13 protein-coding genes are annotated in these 17,201 nt (G+C 41.5%); 7 read left to right on the top strand and 6 right to left on the bottom strand.

What is annotated here, in order from left to right; genetic code table 11:
- Positions 1-29 precede the first annotated feature (29 nt).
- Complete coding sequence (locus UYC_RS0124925) at positions 30-440, top strand: ArsR/SmtB family transcription factor (RefSeq protein WP_016874577.1); 411 nt, start codon at positions 30-32, stop codon at positions 438-440.
- A 103-nt stretch (positions 441-543) separates the two neighbouring features.
- Here the strand turns inward: UYC_RS0124925 and UYC_RS0124920 are convergent, their stop codons facing one another.
- Both UYC_RS0124920 and UYC_RS0124915 read right to left on the bottom strand, forming a co-directional pair.
- Complete coding sequence (locus tag UYC_RS0124920; protein WP_016874578.1) at positions 544-1,335, bottom strand: metal ABC transporter ATP-binding protein; 792 nt, start codon at positions 1,333-1,335, stop codon at positions 544-546.
- Between the two features lie 210 nt (positions 1,336-1,545).
- Entirely contained in the window at positions 1,546-2,568 is a 1,023-nt protein-coding gene (locus tag UYC_RS0124915; protein ID WP_026087459.1) for a metal ABC transporter substrate-binding protein, read from the bottom strand.
- 306 nt (positions 2,569-2,874) lie between these two features.
- Between UYC_RS0124915 and UYC_RS0124910 the strand changes: the two genes are divergently transcribed.
- Complete coding sequence (locus tag UYC_RS0124910; RefSeq protein WP_016874580.1) at positions 2,875-4,506, top strand: iron uptake porin; 1,632 nt, start codon at positions 2,875-2,877, stop codon at positions 4,504-4,506.
- Between the two features lie 479 nt (positions 4,507-4,985).
- Here UYC_RS0124910 and UYC_RS0124905 read toward each other — a convergent pair whose 3' ends face one another.
- Positions 4,986-5,711 (bottom strand): DUF3891 family protein, encoded by a 726-nt coding sequence (locus tag UYC_RS0124905; protein WP_016874581.1) that lies wholly within the window; start codon positions 5,709-5,711, stop codon positions 4,986-4,988.
- Between the two features lie 103 nt (positions 5,712-5,814).
- Here UYC_RS0124905 and UYC_RS0124900 point away from each other — a divergent pair, with 103 nt between their 5' ends.
- The 3 genes from UYC_RS0124900 (at position 5,815) to UYC_RS0124895 (ending at position 7,746) form a co-directional block, all read left to right on the top strand.
- Positions 5,815-6,705, top strand: coding sequence for a carbohydrate ABC transporter permease (locus UYC_RS0124900; RefSeq protein ID WP_016874582.1), 891 nt, complete (start codon positions 5,815-5,817; stop codon positions 6,703-6,705).
- A gap of 76 nt (positions 6,706-6,781) precedes the next feature.
- Positions 6,782-6,928, top strand: a complete 147-nt coding sequence (locus UYC_RS38135; protein WP_157171276.1) for a hypothetical protein — start codon at positions 6,782-6,784, stop codon at positions 6,926-6,928.
- Between the two features lie 197 nt (positions 6,929-7,125).
- The gene (locus tag UYC_RS0124895) at positions 7,126-7,746 is read left to right on the top strand and encodes a hypothetical protein (RefSeq protein WP_016874583.1); all 621 of its coding nucleotides are present in this window, start codon (positions 7,126-7,128) and stop codon (positions 7,744-7,746) included.
- Here the strand turns inward: UYC_RS0124895 and UYC_RS0124890 are convergent.
- Complete coding sequence (locus tag UYC_RS0124890) at positions 7,743-13,301, bottom strand: translocation/assembly module TamB domain-containing protein (protein ID WP_016874584.1); 5,559 nt, start codon at positions 13,299-13,301, stop codon at positions 7,743-7,745. The genes UYC_RS0124895 and UYC_RS0124890 overlap by 4 nt on opposite strands.
- Positions 13,302-13,377: 76 nt before the next feature.
- Between UYC_RS0124890 and UYC_RS0124885 the strand changes: the two genes are divergently transcribed.
- A complete protein-coding gene (locus UYC_RS0124885) occupies positions 13,378-13,617 on the top strand; it encodes a hypothetical protein (RefSeq protein ID WP_016874585.1) in 240 nt (79 codons plus the stop codon).
- A 374-nt stretch (positions 13,618-13,991) separates the two neighbouring features.
- Here the strand turns inward: UYC_RS0124885 and UYC_RS0124875 are convergent, their stop codons facing one another.
- On the bottom strand, positions 13,992-14,480 hold the full coding sequence (locus UYC_RS0124875; RefSeq protein ID WP_016874587.1) for a hypothetical protein: 489 nt from the start codon (positions 14,478-14,480) through the stop codon (positions 13,992-13,994).
- Between the two features lie 387 nt (positions 14,481-14,867).
- Between UYC_RS0124875 and UYC_RS0124870 the strand changes: the two genes are divergently transcribed.
- Positions 14,868-15,482: a superoxide dismutase gene (locus UYC_RS0124870; RefSeq protein ID WP_016874588.1), complete on the top strand. Its 615-nt coding sequence runs from the start codon at positions 14,868-14,870 to the stop codon at positions 15,480-15,482.
- 100 nt (positions 15,483-15,582) lie between these two features.
- Here the strand turns inward: UYC_RS0124870 and UYC_RS0124865 are convergent, their stop codons facing one another.
- Positions 15,583-16,995 carry a reverse transcriptase family protein gene (locus UYC_RS0124865; RefSeq protein ID WP_016874589.1) on the bottom strand — a complete coding sequence of 471 codons (1,413 nt, stop codon included), beginning with the start codon at positions 16,993-16,995 and terminating at the stop codon, positions 15,583-15,585.
- Positions 16,996-17,201 lie beyond the last annotated feature (206 nt).

The raw sequence follows: 17,201 nt of genomic DNA, 5'->3' as shown, positions 1-17,201 counted from the left end.
AAGAATAGTTTTAAAAAGTTTTTGAAAAAATGTTAACTAAAAATTCTTTTACTGACGCGGTTAATTCTAGTTCTAGAACAGAAATTATTGAATATAAACAAAAATCTAATCAAGATATTGATGTGCAACCCCTTTCAGAAAAGCTTCTAGACAGCGATAAAGCCCAGCGAATGGCAGAGTTTTTTAGTTTTTTAGGAGATGCTAATCGCCTGCGCATACTCTCCCTTTTAGCTGAAAATGAACTTTGTGTGGGTGATTTGGCTGCGGTACTGGATATGAGTGAATCTGCTGTATCTCACCAACTACGAAATTTACGAGTGATGCGTTTGGTTAGTTACCGAAAGCAAGGGCGTTACGTTTTCTATCGTCTCCATGACAGCCATGTTTTGCATCTGTATCAAGCTGTTGCCGAACACATTGATGAAAAGGATGAAGGTTAAGTCAGTTAGCAGTTATCAGTTAACAGTTATCAGTTATCAATTCCTATTTTTGATAACTCTTTTCTATTACCTGTCCTCTGTTCCCTATTACCTGTTTCCTAATTTAATGATGATGTTGATAATGACTGAATCCTGGGCCGTATGTTGCTAATAGGTTTTGAGGTGATAAAGCAATTGATGGAACTCCAGTACAAATAATAGTTTGATTGAGGCAAATAACGCGATCGCAAAATTGGCTAACCATATTAATATCATGAGAAACCTGCAATACTGTCCAACCTTCCTCCTGCTTGAGTTCATTTAGCAAGGTGTAAAAATCCGCAGTACCTTGTACATCTACTCCAGCAAAAGCTTCATCCAGTACCAAGAGTTTTCGAGACATTACCAAGCAATAAGCTAACAATACTCGCTTTAGCTGTCCACCACTCAGAGTTCCTATTGCTTGATTTCGCAGATGGGAAGTATCGGTTCGTCGTAAAGCTGTGGTTATTGCTGCTGTTTTTTCTTGTCTATATTCTTTGAAAGCACTAAGAGAGAATTTTCTTTTACTGTCTTTCCCAATTCCTAGTTCTTTCACCCATCCCAAACCTACTAACTCGCTAACAGAAATGGGAAAGCTACGATCAAAGATAAAATGCTGCGGCATATAGCCTAATTTATGTCGTAAATCTCCAAGCTTAGATATTGGACGACCAAATATTTCGACTTTGCCAGCACTCCGGGGAATTAAGTCTAAAATTGCTTGTACAAGTGTACTTTTACCTGCACCATTAGGGCCAACTATGGCTGTGTTTGTTCCTGGCAATAATTCAAAAGAAACATCTCGAACAGCAGAATAGCTACCTTGGTATACAGACAATCTCTCAACTTTTAAAATAGGAATTTGATTAGTCATTAGTTATTAGTCATTTGTCATTTGTCATTTGTCATTAGTATCATTCAAAACAGACAAATAACAAAATTCATTTAAGTTAAGTGAACATGATGAAACGTAAAACTCTTATTGCCAGAAACTAGATAGAATAAGCTTTTGTCCTTCTGCCTACTAACGGATACGTCGCTTGGCCTCTACCGCTTCTAATGCTTCCAGCCTTCTACTTACTTGCTACTGACAAGCTGATTCTAATGTTTGTAAATTATTTCTCATTGCCTGGAAATAATGCTGTGGATCGGTTGGCCCTGTTTCTAAAGAATCCAGAGGACGCAAGTCTAAATTTAAGTCTTGAGAAAGACTTTTGAGTAATTTATTATCTGTTCCTGATTCGCCAAACAAAGCTTTAACGTTATATTTTTTGACGGTATTAACAACTTTTTGCACGTCTGCTGGTGCGATTTGGTCTTCGGGAATTTCTACTACTGCCACTTGCTTGAGGTTATACCGTTTCGCTAGATATGGATAGGCGTCATGAAAAGTGACAAAAGTGCAATTGGGGTACTTTTTCAAAGTTTGCTGGAATTCATTATTTAAACTTTCTAATTGCTTGATATATGCAGCCGCGTTTGCTTCATAAGTAGCTTTATTTGCAGGATCTGCTGCTATTAAACCATCTCGAATATTGGTAACTTGTTCTTTTGCCAATACCGGATCTAACCAAACATGAGGATTACCTTCTGCGTGATCATGTTTGTGTCCATGATCGTGGTTATGTCCTGTTTCGATCACGGGTGAAATCTCATTCAAAGGTTTAATTCCGCTACTAGCATTAACTTGAGTTAGTTTCGGATTTTGAGCATTTTTAACGATGCCTTCCAAAAATTCCTCTAAACCTAAGCCATTTTTTACCAGTACATTTGCAGTCGCGATCGCTCTCACGTTTTCAGGCGTAGCTTGATACTCGTGTACTTCCGTACCAGGAGGCACTAAGATTTCTACATCTGCCACATTTCCGGCTACCGCCTTGCTAAACCAATACATTGGTAAAAATGTTGCTACTACCTTGGGCTTTCCAGACTGAGGTACAGAGGTAGAAGCAGCATCTTGTGCTGGTGTTGGCTGTTGATTAGTTTCTGCTTGATTCTGATTGGTTTGATTGCAGCCAACTCCAATAGACAAAACGAGTACAGCAATTAAGGATATAAGACCACTTCTATATTTACCTGTTCTACTTTCTACCTGAGCCTGGCTCACAGCACTTTCTCCTCCGTAAAGATAGGGACGTTGATCAAGAACTCTATTGACAACGATACCTATTTTAACTCTAATATAAAAATAATTTTCATTCTCATAACTCAAAGTTCACACCCAGATTAAAATGTAAAATTAATTACATGATTGTTAACGGTTTCTTGTTGATAAGTTTGTCCTAGAATTAGCTGCCAAATTATAATTTCTAGGTTCTTTGTTAAAAAGATTGCTAGTAAATCTTTCTTAAGAAAATCTGCTTTTGGGAAGTGGTGTTAGAGAATCTTTAATTTAAGTAGTGTGAGGAATAAAATGCAAAAACTTTGGAAAACTCTGCTGATGAGTCCGGCAGTGTTTAGCACAATGCTATTTTTTGGCTCTGTCGCAGTTGCACAAGAAAAATCCACTCTCTCAGAAATAACTGAACCGCAGTTAGTAGCCAAGCCCGAAAAAAAAGCCCAGAGCAATGCAGAACAAGTAGTAGCGCAAGTAACTTCCGTTTCTCAGTTATCGGACGTGCAACCTACAGACTGGGCATTTGGTGCATTACAGTCACTGGTTGAGCGTTACGGATGTATTGCTGGATATCCAAATGGTACTTATCGGGGTAATCGGGCAATGACGCGATATGAGTTTGCGGCAGGTTTGAATGCTTGTCTGGATCGCGTCAATGAACTAATTGCTACTGCCACTGGTGATTTGGTACAGAAAGAAGATTTAGCCACATTACAAAGGTTACAAGAAGAATTTGCCGCAGAATTAGCTACTTTACGCGGTCGTGTAGACGCTTTGGAAGCACGTAACGCTGAACTAGAAGCAAATCAATTTTCGACTACTACTAAACTAACCGGGCAAGTTGTTGCTGCTATCACCGATGTCTTCGCAGGGGATAATGTTAATGGTGTAGATGCAAAAAACAACAATACAACTTTTGGAGCACGGGCGCGTGTCGAATTAAATACAAGCTTTACAGGAAAAGATACTCTGTTTACCAGGCTTCAAGCAAATAATATTCTCAACCCAGATATTGGCACGCCAGAGGGAAGTTTGTTCTTTGCAGGTGAAGATGGCACGACTGACGTTGCAATAGATGCACTTTGGTACAGATTTCCCTTAACCGAAAGTACAGAGGTAATCGCTATAGCCAATGCAGGTGCTGCGGATGATGTTACCACTACAGTGAACCTCTTTGACGGAGATGGTGCATTTGGTGCTTTGTCTACCTTTGGTACACGTAACCCAATTTATTATCAAATGGACGGTGCAGGGTTTGGAGTCACCCAAAATTTTGGTGATGCTTTGGCGCTGAGTTTAGCATATTTGGGGAGTTCCCCCAACGATCCCTCCTCTGATAATGGTTTTTTCAACGGGCCTTATGGTGCATTGGCACAGTTAACCTTTAAACCAAGCGATCGCTTCACTATTGGTTTAACTTACATCAATGCCTACAATCAGGAGTTGGGTGCTGGTAGCAGTAGGGCAAACCCAATATCCTTTTTAGATCAAAATTTTGGGACTGGTGATGTACCTTTTTCCAGTAACTCCTACGGTGTACAAGCATCCTTGGGTATTAGCGAGCAATTTGTTTTAGGTGGTTGGGTTGGCTACACAAATGCTCGGAATTTATCCACAGCAGGAGGAACTATTGACCGTGGAGAGCTTGATATTTGGAACTGGGCAGTAACTCTGGGTTTCCCAGACCTTGGTAAAAAAGGTAACTTAGCAGGTGTTATTGTTGGTATGGAACCCAAGGTGACAGGTTCTAGCATCAATGAAATCGATACAGACGGGAATACTTCCTATCATGTAGAAGCGTTCTATCAATATCAGATTAGCGATAACATCACTATTACCCCAGGAGTGATCTGGCTAACTGCCCCGGATCATAATAACGATAATGATGATGTTATTATTGGGGCATTAAGAACTACCTTCAGTTTTTAATAAAAAAAGACCAGCTTCCCACAGCTGGTCTAATAAAAATTTCTTCTTCGCGTTGTCTTCTCAATAGAGTATTACCCAAGCTTCGCGTTCCCAAAGCGCAGCGGGCAATTTTTCTTAACAATCATTGTAACAGCCTACACAGATTTTTAGTTCAGCTTTACCAAAAAAAAGAAATGAGCAAAGAAAATTAGCCTCTATCTTTAAGATGAATTTAAAAGATGGTAGGGGAGAGAGGAAGACAAGGGGACACGGAGACAAGGAGATGGGGAGATGAGGAGAGTGGGGGTTGGAAGCAATAAAAAATTAACCATTAACCACTAACTACTAACCACTGTAAGGGCGGGTTTTAACAACAATCTCTCTATAACGACGAAACATCTCAATAAACCCGCACGGCAGTCGCTACAACGGAGAGAACCTCCGCAACGCGCTGCCTCCCCTACCAACAAATGACCAATGACCAATGACTAATAGTAATCTTACTTGACAAAAGTCCACTCTAAAGTTTTGATTGGTGCGGCTTGCAGTGCTTGTGAGAGTTCGGCACTACTGTCAAATTTCAATTGTTCTAGGTAGCTAGCTTCCAGATTAACTGTAAACTGTTCTTCTAAGAAAGGCCAGGGTTTAACAGTTACATTACCATCACCATTTTGAATGACATCATAGCGATTACCATCAGGCAAAGTAGCAATTTCTAGAGCACGTTCACCAACAGGTAACTGACGTTGGCAGAGGATAAGTGACAAGCGATCGCACCATTGAAAAAAAGCATAAGCTTCGGCAGCGTCATCTTTTTTAATATTCAATTCCTGACGCCATTGCTGTTGGTGCTGTAATTGTTCGTCCAAAAAGTCATCCAATTCTGGTGACTCTCCCCGCTTGCCCTCAAGTAAAAAGCTCATGTGCATAGAAATGAGCATTGCTACCCATCTGCCCCGATAGCGAGCATTTTGTACGAGTCTTTGCATTTTTGGCAGATGAATTTCGGAATCGAGGGTAAAGTCTAGCGGTGCGCCAGCTTCGGTAATGTTCTTTTCTTCCCATTCTTTTTCCAAATCATCGTGATGGGAAATAGCTGCAACAGTCTCCAGCCAACGCACAGGACGTTTTTTAGGGTGCCAATGTCCAGCAAGTTGCGCGGCTAGCAAAGCATGAGCGCGATGGTAAATTACTTCCCAGCCTTTTTCGTCTTGGTTAACAATCATGAAGCAGCCTCAATCATTCGTGTAATATGAGTTAGCTTTCCTTATGCTGCAAAACTTGTGGCTGTAAATCCATCTTCCGAATGTACGAAATATAAGCGCCGTTATGAATAATTTGACGCCGAAAAATTGGATATTCATCAAACAGCGACTCACTCCTTACCTTTTTTTGCTGCCTGCTTTAGTTATCTTGGTATTAACCGTGTTTTGGCCTGCACTGCAAGCTTTTTACCTCAGCTTTACTCGCTACGAATACGATTTAACTCAGACACCAGAGTGGGTAGGCTTTGCTAACTTCCGCCGTCTATGGGGCGATCCTGTTTTTTGGCAAACATTAGGAAACACCCTGTTGTATTTGGTAGGTGTGGTGCCAATTTTAGTGATTGCTCCTTTGGTACTGGCGATTTTAGTAAATCAGAAACTACGGGGTATGCATTGGTTTCGGGCTGCATATTACACTCCTGTAGTTATCTCAATGGTAGTGGCAGGAATTGCTTGGCGATGGTTGTATGCAGAAAATGGATTGCTCAATCAGCTACTCAAAGGTATTTTTCCAGAAGGAATTCCTTGGTTAACCAGCCCCCGGTTTGCATTATTTAGCGTTATGGCTGTCACCATCTGGAAAGGATTGGGCTATTACATGGTGATTTATCTAGCTGGGTTGCAATCAATACCTGCTGATATATATGAAGCGGCAGCAATTGACGGTTCTGATGGTGTCCGCAAACACTGGGATATTACTGTACCCTTAATGAAACCCTATCTAGCTCTGGTAGCGGTTATTTCAGCAATATCCGCAACTAAAGTTTTTGAGGAAGTATATATTATGACGCAAGGTGGGCCGCGCAATAGCTCAAAAACAATAGTGTACTACTTGTACGAACAAGCATTTAATAATTTGGAAATTAGCTATGCCTGTACTATTGGGTTGGTGTTATTTTTGATAATTTTAGGGTTATCAGTTCTGCGATTATCAGTCAATGGTGTGAGTACTTAGTACAGCTTTGCATTAATTCGTAGCTTTTTTAAACGCAGAGGTACGCAGAGTCAGCGTGGAGGGGCGCAGAGCCTTTATGAATTTAATTGGCTATGAACTTGTAAAATACTGCGGGCGATCGCTTCTTACACCATACACGGGTAAGGCAAAAGTAATTTTTATTACTAGCACCAAAAGCTATTTACTGGTAAAAGTAGAAAATTTCAGTATTATCTCAGTATAGTTATTCCAAAATTTAAATAAACAGTCTATTTCTTTACTAATTTAAGTAAATATCACAGGCGATGAACTGTTAAATTAAGTTCATGCTGATATTTTCAGCGATGCATATATATCAGCAGCATTTCCAGCATCTACCTTTACAAGTGAAATTTCAAGGAAGTATTAAACTCAAAAATTTTAGTTTTATTGTCAAAACAGATGTTAACTAATCTTGATTTAATTCGAGAATTTATTAAGCTATCTATCCAGCGCAAAGAAGTTTTATTGGCAAACCAAACTTTAAAAGCTGAAAAAGTTTATAGCAGCAATAATTTGATAGCAAAAGCAGAAGGAATGATTGTTACCACAAAAGTAGATGACACATCTATTTCATTCTTTATTAAAGCTAATTCAGCTTATTGGGAATTAATAAATCAGGTATTAGCCGAATATAACTTTATTCTCACAGGCAATATAGATAATCGTGGTTTTTATCAGTATCAATACTGCCAAGTACCGGAAGGCTATCAAATGCATTGCAGCAAGGCGGTAATCTTATGGCGAGCTTGGTGGAAACATCGCAAGCACGTTTTGGGTAGAGGAATTCCCTTAGAACTTCTCATCCGCATCCGCCATGCCAAACGACATACATGGTATCCCATCAAAGATTTAATTATTAGCGATGGAGTTCTCTACGTCAAAACATTAGGAAGTGAGATTGCTGTTCACTCAGACGATCTCATTACCTGGTTAAGCAGAATAGGCGATCGCTCTCAAAATCAAGTTCAACTTACTATATCCGATCTCCTAGAAGCGGAACACTCCCAATCTTTGGGCTAAAACCTATCTTCATACTCCAGTACCGCTCGATTATCACCAGATAAATCAGTGGAAGTACGTAGACGCAATTCTGGATTGAGGCGGTAGTTAATACCAAATTGGGGAGGTTTATCACTTGTCAAAATTTTAAGCGCAGAAACAGAAAAACTACGGGAAACATCAACTCCAGCCTCCATCGCCAAATCTACCGAAGAAGAATTTTTCTTGGTAGTGTTTGTGTCATCAAAAGTGATAGTAGGAAACAGACGCAGTTCGCTCAAACCAAAAGCATTACCAATTTGGTTAAATGTTCGCTGAAGATTCAAAGCCGAACCCGCTAAGTTAACAAGTCCTAGTGTAGTATCACCACGTCCTAGTGTTTCTACAAAACTACCTCCAAGCAAGGCTACTATTTCTGTTTCACTACGAGAAGGATTGCTTGTTAATTCTAGATGTTGGTTGAGTTGACTGGCTGGCCCATCAATTCTAGCTTCTACACGAACTGTATTGACAGGATCAAAAGTTGTAATAATCCCATCGTTAATTTCTGAAGATACAGATGAACTAGTAACTTGTAAAGGATTTGCGTCTAAAACACTGGCAATTAAGCGAATATCCAAGTCAGGATTTTGATTGCCTCTAAAAGTTGCTGTATGTTCATAACCACGAGCAAGATTAAACTGGGTTGTAAATAAATTTACATCTCCATTTCGCAATCGAATCGTTCCTTCAGGTTCTGGTTTATTTAGGGAACCATTAACGCTGAGAGAGCCAGTAGCTCGGAAACTGAGAATCGGTGGCAGGGCAATTTCTACATTCTTGCCGAGTACGATTTGTAAATCGTCTAAACGTGTCGCTGTGCTGCCAGCATTAGATTTCTCTTGTTTGATGGCTTTTAAAAGCGCATTTTGTTCATCATTGGCATTAGCAACAGCGTTGGCAGATTCTGTGAGTAAAACTTGACCGTCAGATAGTTTGAGATTACCACCAATAGCCGGATTTAGAGCAGAACCAGTAATCAGCAAGTCTCCGCTCACGCCTCCTTCATACCTGCCCTTCAGATTCACTGCTAACTGATTCAGGGAAACATTGAGAGGATTGTCTATTGACTGTTGTGAGTTACTGAAAACGGGTATCTCCCCTTGAGCAATGACGTTACCTTTGCTAAATTTGCCTTGAAGACTTTCTACTTTAATACGGTCAAAATTAAACTCTACTTTTCCTGTTACATCTGTCAGTTTTTCTGGTAGAGCCTGAGCTGCAAAAGTAGCTCCCTTAACAGTAGCAATACCCTTTAGAACTGGCTGTTCTGTTGTTCCGCTTACTGTCAAGTTTACATCTCCCTCGCCTTTCTCAAAGGCTACTTGGTCAGTCAACAAGTTTAATACTGCCAATCCTTCGTTTTGAACTTTCACATCAAGACTGACTTGATTGCTATCTGGCATGACAGAAGCAAAAGGCAACTTGTAGGGAAGGCTACCAGTGATAGTAACTGGTTCCGAGCCAGAAACCATTACATTACTACCAAAATTTAAGCGCCCATTGTTGTAGCTAAAGCTAGTACTTGCTGACTCTACCCCTTTTTGGTTTAGAGTTCCTTCAGTGATGTACAATTCTCCTCTAGCTAGGGGATTAGCTGTACTACCTGCTAATGTTGCTGTCGCGTTGATATTACCTGTTAAACCAACAGGTAGGTTGACATAATTATTCAGTAGTTGAAGAGGAAGATTTGTTACCCGCAGTTGTCCAGATTGTTCTGTACCACCAATATTACCAGTAAAAGCAATCAGCCTATTGTTTGATTCGAGGCGCAAAGGTAGTAATGTCAGTACACCATTTTCAAAGCTGCCTTGGGCAATTACCCGCTCTGCTGTGTAAAGGCGCTCTGGTTCGTCTTCTCGTCCCCAAACAAAATTTTGACCGTTGAAATTAAACTTTACTGCCATTTTGTTAGCAGTGGCTGTATCAACAGCAACTTCACCATTGAAAGTTCCTTTTAAATCTGCTAAATCTGGCACGAAAGAAGCATCACGACGCTGTTGCTGCTGCTGTGCTAACAATGCCTCAATTTCTGAAAAACGCTGGATTTGAGTTAGTAAGGGTTGATTTGCTAAACCAACTGATACTGTTTTCAAGTCACTGGCGCTGCCATAGCTTGGTGCAGTAGTGACACCACGTTGAAAGTCTTTAATGTCGAATAACTGTAGTGTTGTTAAAATGTCTTGGATTTGACCTTGGTTAACTGTCAATTTACCTTTAATTTGCGGCCCTGCGGCTGTTGGTGCAAAAGTACCAACCATAGCGTAACGGCTGTTGCCTCTAATAAAGGCACTATCGTGGAGAGTTACCTTACCATCTTGATAACGAAATTGAGCCGACAAGCGATCGCCACTGATGCGAGCTAGTTGTGGTTTAGCGATCGCAATATCTCCTGCCGTTGCCCAAGTTTTTTGATTAATTTGTAAATTGCCCGATAACAACCCTGCAACCTTACCAGCGCCCAAGAAAGTGGTAGCAGGCACGCCCACATTCAAAACTGTTAAGGGAAAATTTTCTACTTTCGCCACCAAATTATCGCCCTGTACTGTTCCTGTTGCAGCAGCTTCCTGCCATTTCACAGCAAAAGCAGTGGGACGATTATTTGCATCTAGGTTGAAGGCAAGTTTGTCACGCGTACCTGAGACATTTAAATTTAAACCTTGTCCCTGCACTGACTGAATATTTCCAGTTAATACTGGCTCAAAAGCAAATTTATTTACTGCTAAATCCCTCAGTGCAAGTGTTCCTAATAAATTGGGTGTAGGCAGTTTTCCAGTAATTTGCCCGCTAAAATCAGCTTTACCTGCTACATCAACTGCATTAGGTAACTTGATAGGTAATTTATTTAAATTGTAATTTTTTGCTTTGACATTCAGAGCTAACTCAGCAATTTCCGGTATGATACCTGAAGTAGCTTTTGTCAATATGTAACCATTAGCGTTTAAATCGCGAGCAGTTGCTCGTTCAATCAGCAACTTTTCTCCATCCCAGCCAATTTCCGCTGTGAGTGGCTGTTCAATACCAGCGATACCCTGAGAAAACTGTAACTGACCGAGCGCTCGCAAATTCTGGAGAGAGGCAAAGTTTTGTGTCTCTAAATTTCCAGCAATTTGAATTTTGCCGCCTAAATTACCTTGCAACTGCTCCGAAAACTGATTTAATTTCACACCATTAGCATCAACTACAGCTTGATAACGACCGTTTGCCAATTGGATATTTGTAGCAGTAATTGTGCCACCCGCTACATTCAACTGAGCTTGTCCTTTCGCTTCGATAGCTTGCGGTTGGAAGGATTCCAAGGAACCTGCGATATTTAATTGACCTTTTAACCTTCCTTGAAACTGCTGAGGTAATTGTGCCAATTGTTGCAATTGCAAGTTATTTGCTTGCACCTGTGCTTGATAAATACCATCAGCCAGTTGAATATTCGAGGCGGTAACCGTGCCACCACCCACTGCTAAACGTGCCGAACCACTGCCCTGTAAAGTCTTCAGGTTGAAATCATCTGTATTGCCTGAAATTTGAAAATTACCCGCCAATGCTCCCTGTAATGCTGGGGGAGAGCTTTTCAACAGACGCCCCAACCGCACGCCATTTGCTATGAGTTGAGCAGAAAAGCTTTTTTCTCCCAGTTGAATTTTAGAAACTGCCACCGTACCATCTGCAACTTGAACTTTGGCGTTTTGAGTGTCAATGCTGGCAATTTTGAAGGGAGCGGAGGTGCCTGAGAGGATGAGACGACCGTTCAAGTTAGCATTATTGAGAGAGACATTTTGCAGTTGGCTGGGGTTGATGAAGCGTTTTAGTTGTATCTGGGAAGCATCAGCTACAGCTTGCCAGCGCTGTTGATTCCAATTGCCAGCAGCCACCAACTTGCCACCACCTACGCTCACAGCTACATTCCGGAAAGATAAACTGCGATCGCCCTTCACCACCACTTCACCAGTCGTGGGATACTGAGCTTGGTTAGCCCGAAATTGCACTACCGTTTGGGCGTTATCAGCAGCACCAGTCAGTTTAGCTGTAGCGGAGACGGTGCCAATTTGGAACGGGGTTTTGGAGTTGTAAAGGTAGGCGATCGCATCTCCCGGAACATTCTTGGCGGTTAAATTAAAATCTAACTGGGGAGTTGTGCCCAACTCAACTTTGCCAGTACCCCCAATCTCACCACCGACTTTTGTCTGTCCTTGAATATCTTTAAATGTAATTACAGCTGCTGTCGGCGAATATTCAAACTTACCCCTAGCGCTATTAAAATCAACTTTGTCGATACGAGCAGGCTTAATAGTAGCAACTGTACCTGAAAGAATGGGATCGGTGGGTTCTCCAACCAACTGCAAATCTGCTTTTACTTCCCCAGTTACAGGTACAGGCAGTTTGAGTTTGAGAGTTTCTTGAGCAGCCTCTACACTGACGGCATTGACACGCCCTGTCAGCTTGTAACCAGCTTTAGTGTCGATAATGCCATTAGCAACCAGCGGTATTTTACCGTAACTGGTGACAAGATTATCTAGCTTTACTTCCGTGTCTTGAAAGCGAAGCGTTCCTAGTGAATTGATAAATGGCTGCGGTACGCGGGGAACTTGAGCCTGAACATTTTGCAAACCAACACTACCAGATAACAAAGGCGGCTGAGTTTGCCCCAATTGAGCTTGCATCTGCAAGTCGCCATTTACCTTACCAGCCTGCAATGCCAGTGGTAATTTAATCAGGCGAGTAATATCAGAGGCTAGCAAATCTTGCCCCCGTATTTTTAAATTGGTTGCTAGTGTTTTCGGGCGGATATCTCCTTGCAAAGAAAGGTTACCACCAGTATTTGCTTTGCCTGCTACATCAAACTTTATTAATTCGTTTTTTTCTAATAATTGGGCAGTTCCGTTTAATTGGGAAAATGCCACCGCAGAGAAGAAACCAGGAGGAAATACAGATTGGATAGCAGGAGAAGATGTTTCTGGTTTACTTTCTCCTACTCCCGCAACTTTAAAAATTTTCTCTTGTTCTTTTCTCCATTCCTCGTTCGGTACTAATGTCAACTGGGCATCGCGAAATCGCAGTTTATCCAACTCTGTTTGAATCGGCCCGCCTTTACCTGGCTTTGCTAAGGTAGTAGTAGTCCAGCGTCCTTCCTCATCCTGCTCAATGTAAACGTTTGGATTAACTAAAGTGACATCTAGCTTCAGATTTTGGGCAAAAAGTAACCACAATGGATCAAATCTTACTTCTACAGCTTCAACTTCAACATAGTCTGGATCTGTAGGTGTTGCCGGAATAGCTGAAGCCCCAAACTTTACTCCTGAGAGCGAAAATTCTTTCACTTCTCCTATTTTGACAGGACGATTGAGTGTATTCGTCAGGCTTTTTTCTGCCAAAGGTGTTAAATCTTTGTGAATAAAACTCTGTAACCGCCAAGCACCCCCTACAAGCCCAAGTAGTAAAAATCCACCTAATGTAATGCTGCTACGGCTCAATAACAGCAACCACAGACGCTTATTGGTAAGGGTTTTGGAATGATGCTTAGGATTTGGAGATTTACTCATTTGGTTTTACCGTTTACTAGTTGAGTTTGGCTGGCACACTAGTAGAATTCACTGATGCTATTAGCTGGTTACAGCTATGCCATTACCAGCATACAAACCTATTTTGGATTTGGGCTTGGAGATTAATGGCTGGCTAAACGTAGATGTTGTCTATGGTAGCTATAGGTTTGAGCGCCAATATCCACAAAGATACGGCTGGGTTGTAAGTATCTTACTGATAAATTTGGAATTCTTTGCTCATAGTTTTGATATTTTATTTGCAAGCGATCGCTCGCTTCACATTACTTTAAAATCGGGAATTGTAAAAAACTGGTGACGAAAAAATATTTTAATCATCGCCAGACAAGCATAAGAGGAATATAAACTTATCAACCTAATCTAATCTCTAAAGTCCAAAATCGGTATACCGAGTAATACTGGAGCGAGCGGAAAAATTAAGACATACCGCCATGTATAAAGTTTACAGGAAGCCGTAAGTAGCGCTTGCGGAACAACTGGGTACTGGGGATTGGGAAGAGGATGGGGGGACAAGGAGACAAGGAGAACTGGGGAAGCTGGGGAAGCTGGGGGAGTAAACGTGAATAAGGATTCTCCACTTTCTCCCCCTGCTCCTGAAGCTCCTGAAGCTCCTCTGCCCCTCTGCTCCCCTGCTTTTTTCCTAGCCCCTAATTTCAACATCGGCTCGCACACTTATAACCCACCGCGATCGCGCTCTAGATCGTAAATAACTTTCTCAGCATACCAATCTATTGTTTTGTTCGGATTCTTTTGTTTTGCCTGGTTTAAAAGACGTGTTGCAGCATCTCTATCGTCATGCAACAGGTTGATAAGTTTTCTTTGCAGTTTGCGGCTAGCCTGCTCAAGTCTAATAGTAGAAGTTTGTTGCTCCCCAAATGAAAAATTATTTTGGCGGCGATTCCCTTTTTTGCTTAACATAACGCCAGTGGCAATACCACCTGCTACCAATGCTACCAACATCAGTGTGGAATTACTGCCTTGTTCTTCAGATTCGTTAAGCTCATTATTGACGGAACTAGCAACAGCAAGCTGTGACATTTGTTGCTGATTTTGTGGTGCCATGCCGGATGCCAACCCAGTTGCGAGAAGGCTAGCTGCAAAAGTAGTAGTCAAAATTTTAACAGGATCTACAGATTTAAGAACAGAAAAAGCGTGAGACATTTTGGTAATGAATAAAAAGACTAGTGTCAGTTCTATACTTCTAGTTTGGTTAATAACTATGACAAAAGTGTGTCAATCTAGCCGGATGCAATGAATGCGATCGCTTCATGCTAGAGGAATAGGTACTGGAAGCATTCTGAGCGCGACATGACAATGCTCGACAAATCAAGCTAGTTGACACTAATCTCATAATTTAAATCCTCGAAAAACCTATATATAAAAACTTTTCTTGTTCTTATCTCATTTAAATTGTTGCAACTCATATTCATTATGACTATGATGGATTTAAGAGGATAATTTATTGCTCAGATGTAAAGCTTTGCTATCAGCACTTGTGAAGCTGATCTAGATAGTTTTCTTGCCAATTCATACACATAGGAGAGACACATGGCTCATACATTAGCGCCATTGCCTTATGACTATGCTGCATTGGAGCCGTATATAGATGCTCAAACTATGCAGTTGCACCACGACAAACATCATGCTGCCTATGTCAATAACTTGAATGCAGCTTTAGAAAAGTATCCAGATTTGATGAATAAATCCATTGAAGAGTTAATCATCAATCTAGAGCAAATACCATCAGAAATTCGGACAGTTGTGCGGAACAATGCAGGAGGGCACTTTAACCACACCCTGTTTTGGAAAAGTATGAGTCCAAATGGTAGCAGAACACCAACTGGAGCCATTGCTGAGGCAATTGAAGTAACTTTTGGCAGTTTTGACAACTTCAAGCAGCAGTTTAACGAGGCTGGAATGAAGCAGTTTGGCAGTGGCTGGGTATGGTTGACTTTTAACCGTTCTGGCAAACTCGAAATTGTCACAACTCCCAATCAAGATAGTCCCCTCACCACTGGGCTTTACCCATTGCTAGGTAACGATGTTTGGGAACACGCTTATTACCTCAAGTATCAAAACCGTCGAAAAGACTATCTAGATGCTTGGTGGAACGTAGTAGACTGGGATGAAGTCAATCGTCGGTTTGAAACAGCAAGGCAGTAAGACCAAATAGCATTCTCAACAACCGTAGGGTGGGCACTGTCCACGATGTAAAAATAAGGGTTTGAGGAAAGTTAGAGAGTGCCCACCTTACAAAAATTGTTCACTTTTTGCGGCGAGCATACTTCTTTTTAATGCGTTGCACTTGTTGCTGAAACTCCGCGCCTTTTTCAGGATTTACCATCGCGACAAAATTAGCAAAGCCGCTAATGGCAGCGATTAAATTGGGAGAATTTCCCCAATGTTTGCCTTCTAAACCGTCTTTTTCAATTTGATATAAAGTAGCGCGGAACTGCTTTAATATCTTTTTGGAAACATTGAGTTTATTGTTTACCACTACTCCCGTAACTTCCTGCTGACGGGATTTGCGGAGAATTCGAGTTTTGTCTTGATTAATGGCAAAGCCTTCGTAAGTAACAATTGATTCTGTGCGTTTGAGAAGATTGCAGATATGTCGCAAGCTGTCGCCAGAGGTAGAAAAGGTAATGTCATCGGCGTAGCGGGTGTAATTAAAACCCAAACTTCCCGCCATTATTGTTAATTTTCGGTCTAATCGGCGACAAAGGAGATTGGTAATTGCCGGGCTGGCTGGCGAACCTTGGGGAAGATGTCTTTCTCCCAGTGCTACATAATATGTCTTGCCATCTAATTCCAATTCTTCAACTTCGGCGGCAGTACACAGCAAACTAAATATTGTTGCTGCTGCTTCTGAGTAACCGAAGGACAGAAAAAGCCCTTTGACGCGTTTGTAAGAAATTGCAGGAAAAAAATCCTTGAGATCGAAGTTGATAATGACATCAGCGCCAACATGGGGAGTGGCATTGGTGACAATGGAACGTTGGATACGAAAACCATGTGCTGCGTCATGAACTTGCAATTTTTGGAGAATATTCTCTAAAATCCAGTGCTGTACCTGTTTTAAATTAGGCATCGGTGCTGAGATCAGCCTTTCTCCACCAGTTTTTTTAGGGATTTTAAAACGGATGTAGTGGGATACAGTAGCAGTTTTGCGATCAAAGGCCAAAAATCTTAGTTTACCAACACTAATTTCCATTGCTGCCGCAATTTCTTCCGCAGTGTTGCAAAGTGGTAAATTTAGCAATCGCAATCTTTCCTCATTGCCTTGGCTGTTATTTAATCCAGCAGATACACCTTCACCAAGATAAATAATCTCTTGTTGTTTCTTGCGGTTCCACGCCTGGGCACGTTCTTGCCGTTCCCTTTCCCGGCGTTCTTTTGTTTCTTGTTGCTTGCGCCGCGACTCTTCCAAACGCTGTTTCAACATCTGCTTGCGCAGTGCTTTTTCATTCTGGAGGCGACTACTTTCCCGCCGCAGCTGTTCTAGTTCCCGTCTAATTTCCCCAGCGCGGCGAATTTCGTCTGCTGGATCTTGCGGCATACTACCTTGAGCAGGCCAAAAACCGTAGCGGATCATCTCTTCGAGGATGAATTCCTCTCTACCCATTTTGCGAATGCGATCGTAGAGTTCCTCACGAGTACGGGGTTGATCGGTCATAGTTTCTGGAGTGACGGAGTGATTAGGGATATCACCTAATGGAATGATAAATTTTTCATTGGCAACAGATTTGTCTAGTTTATTCGTGATTTTTGAAGTTGGGTAGATTAGTTATTGGTCATTGGTCATTGGTCATTTGTTAGTAGGGGAGGCAGCGCGTTGCGGTGAGTCCAGTCCCCGTCTTGGCGGTTCCCGTCACGTAGACG

It is taken from the genome of Chlorogloeopsis fritschii PCC 6912 (assembly GCF_000317285.1).
Taxonomy (GTDB): Bacteria; Cyanobacteriota; Cyanobacteriia; order Cyanobacteriales; family Nostocaceae; genus Chlorogloeopsis; species Chlorogloeopsis fritschii.
This window is presented reverse-complemented; position numbering and strand designations above follow the sequence as displayed.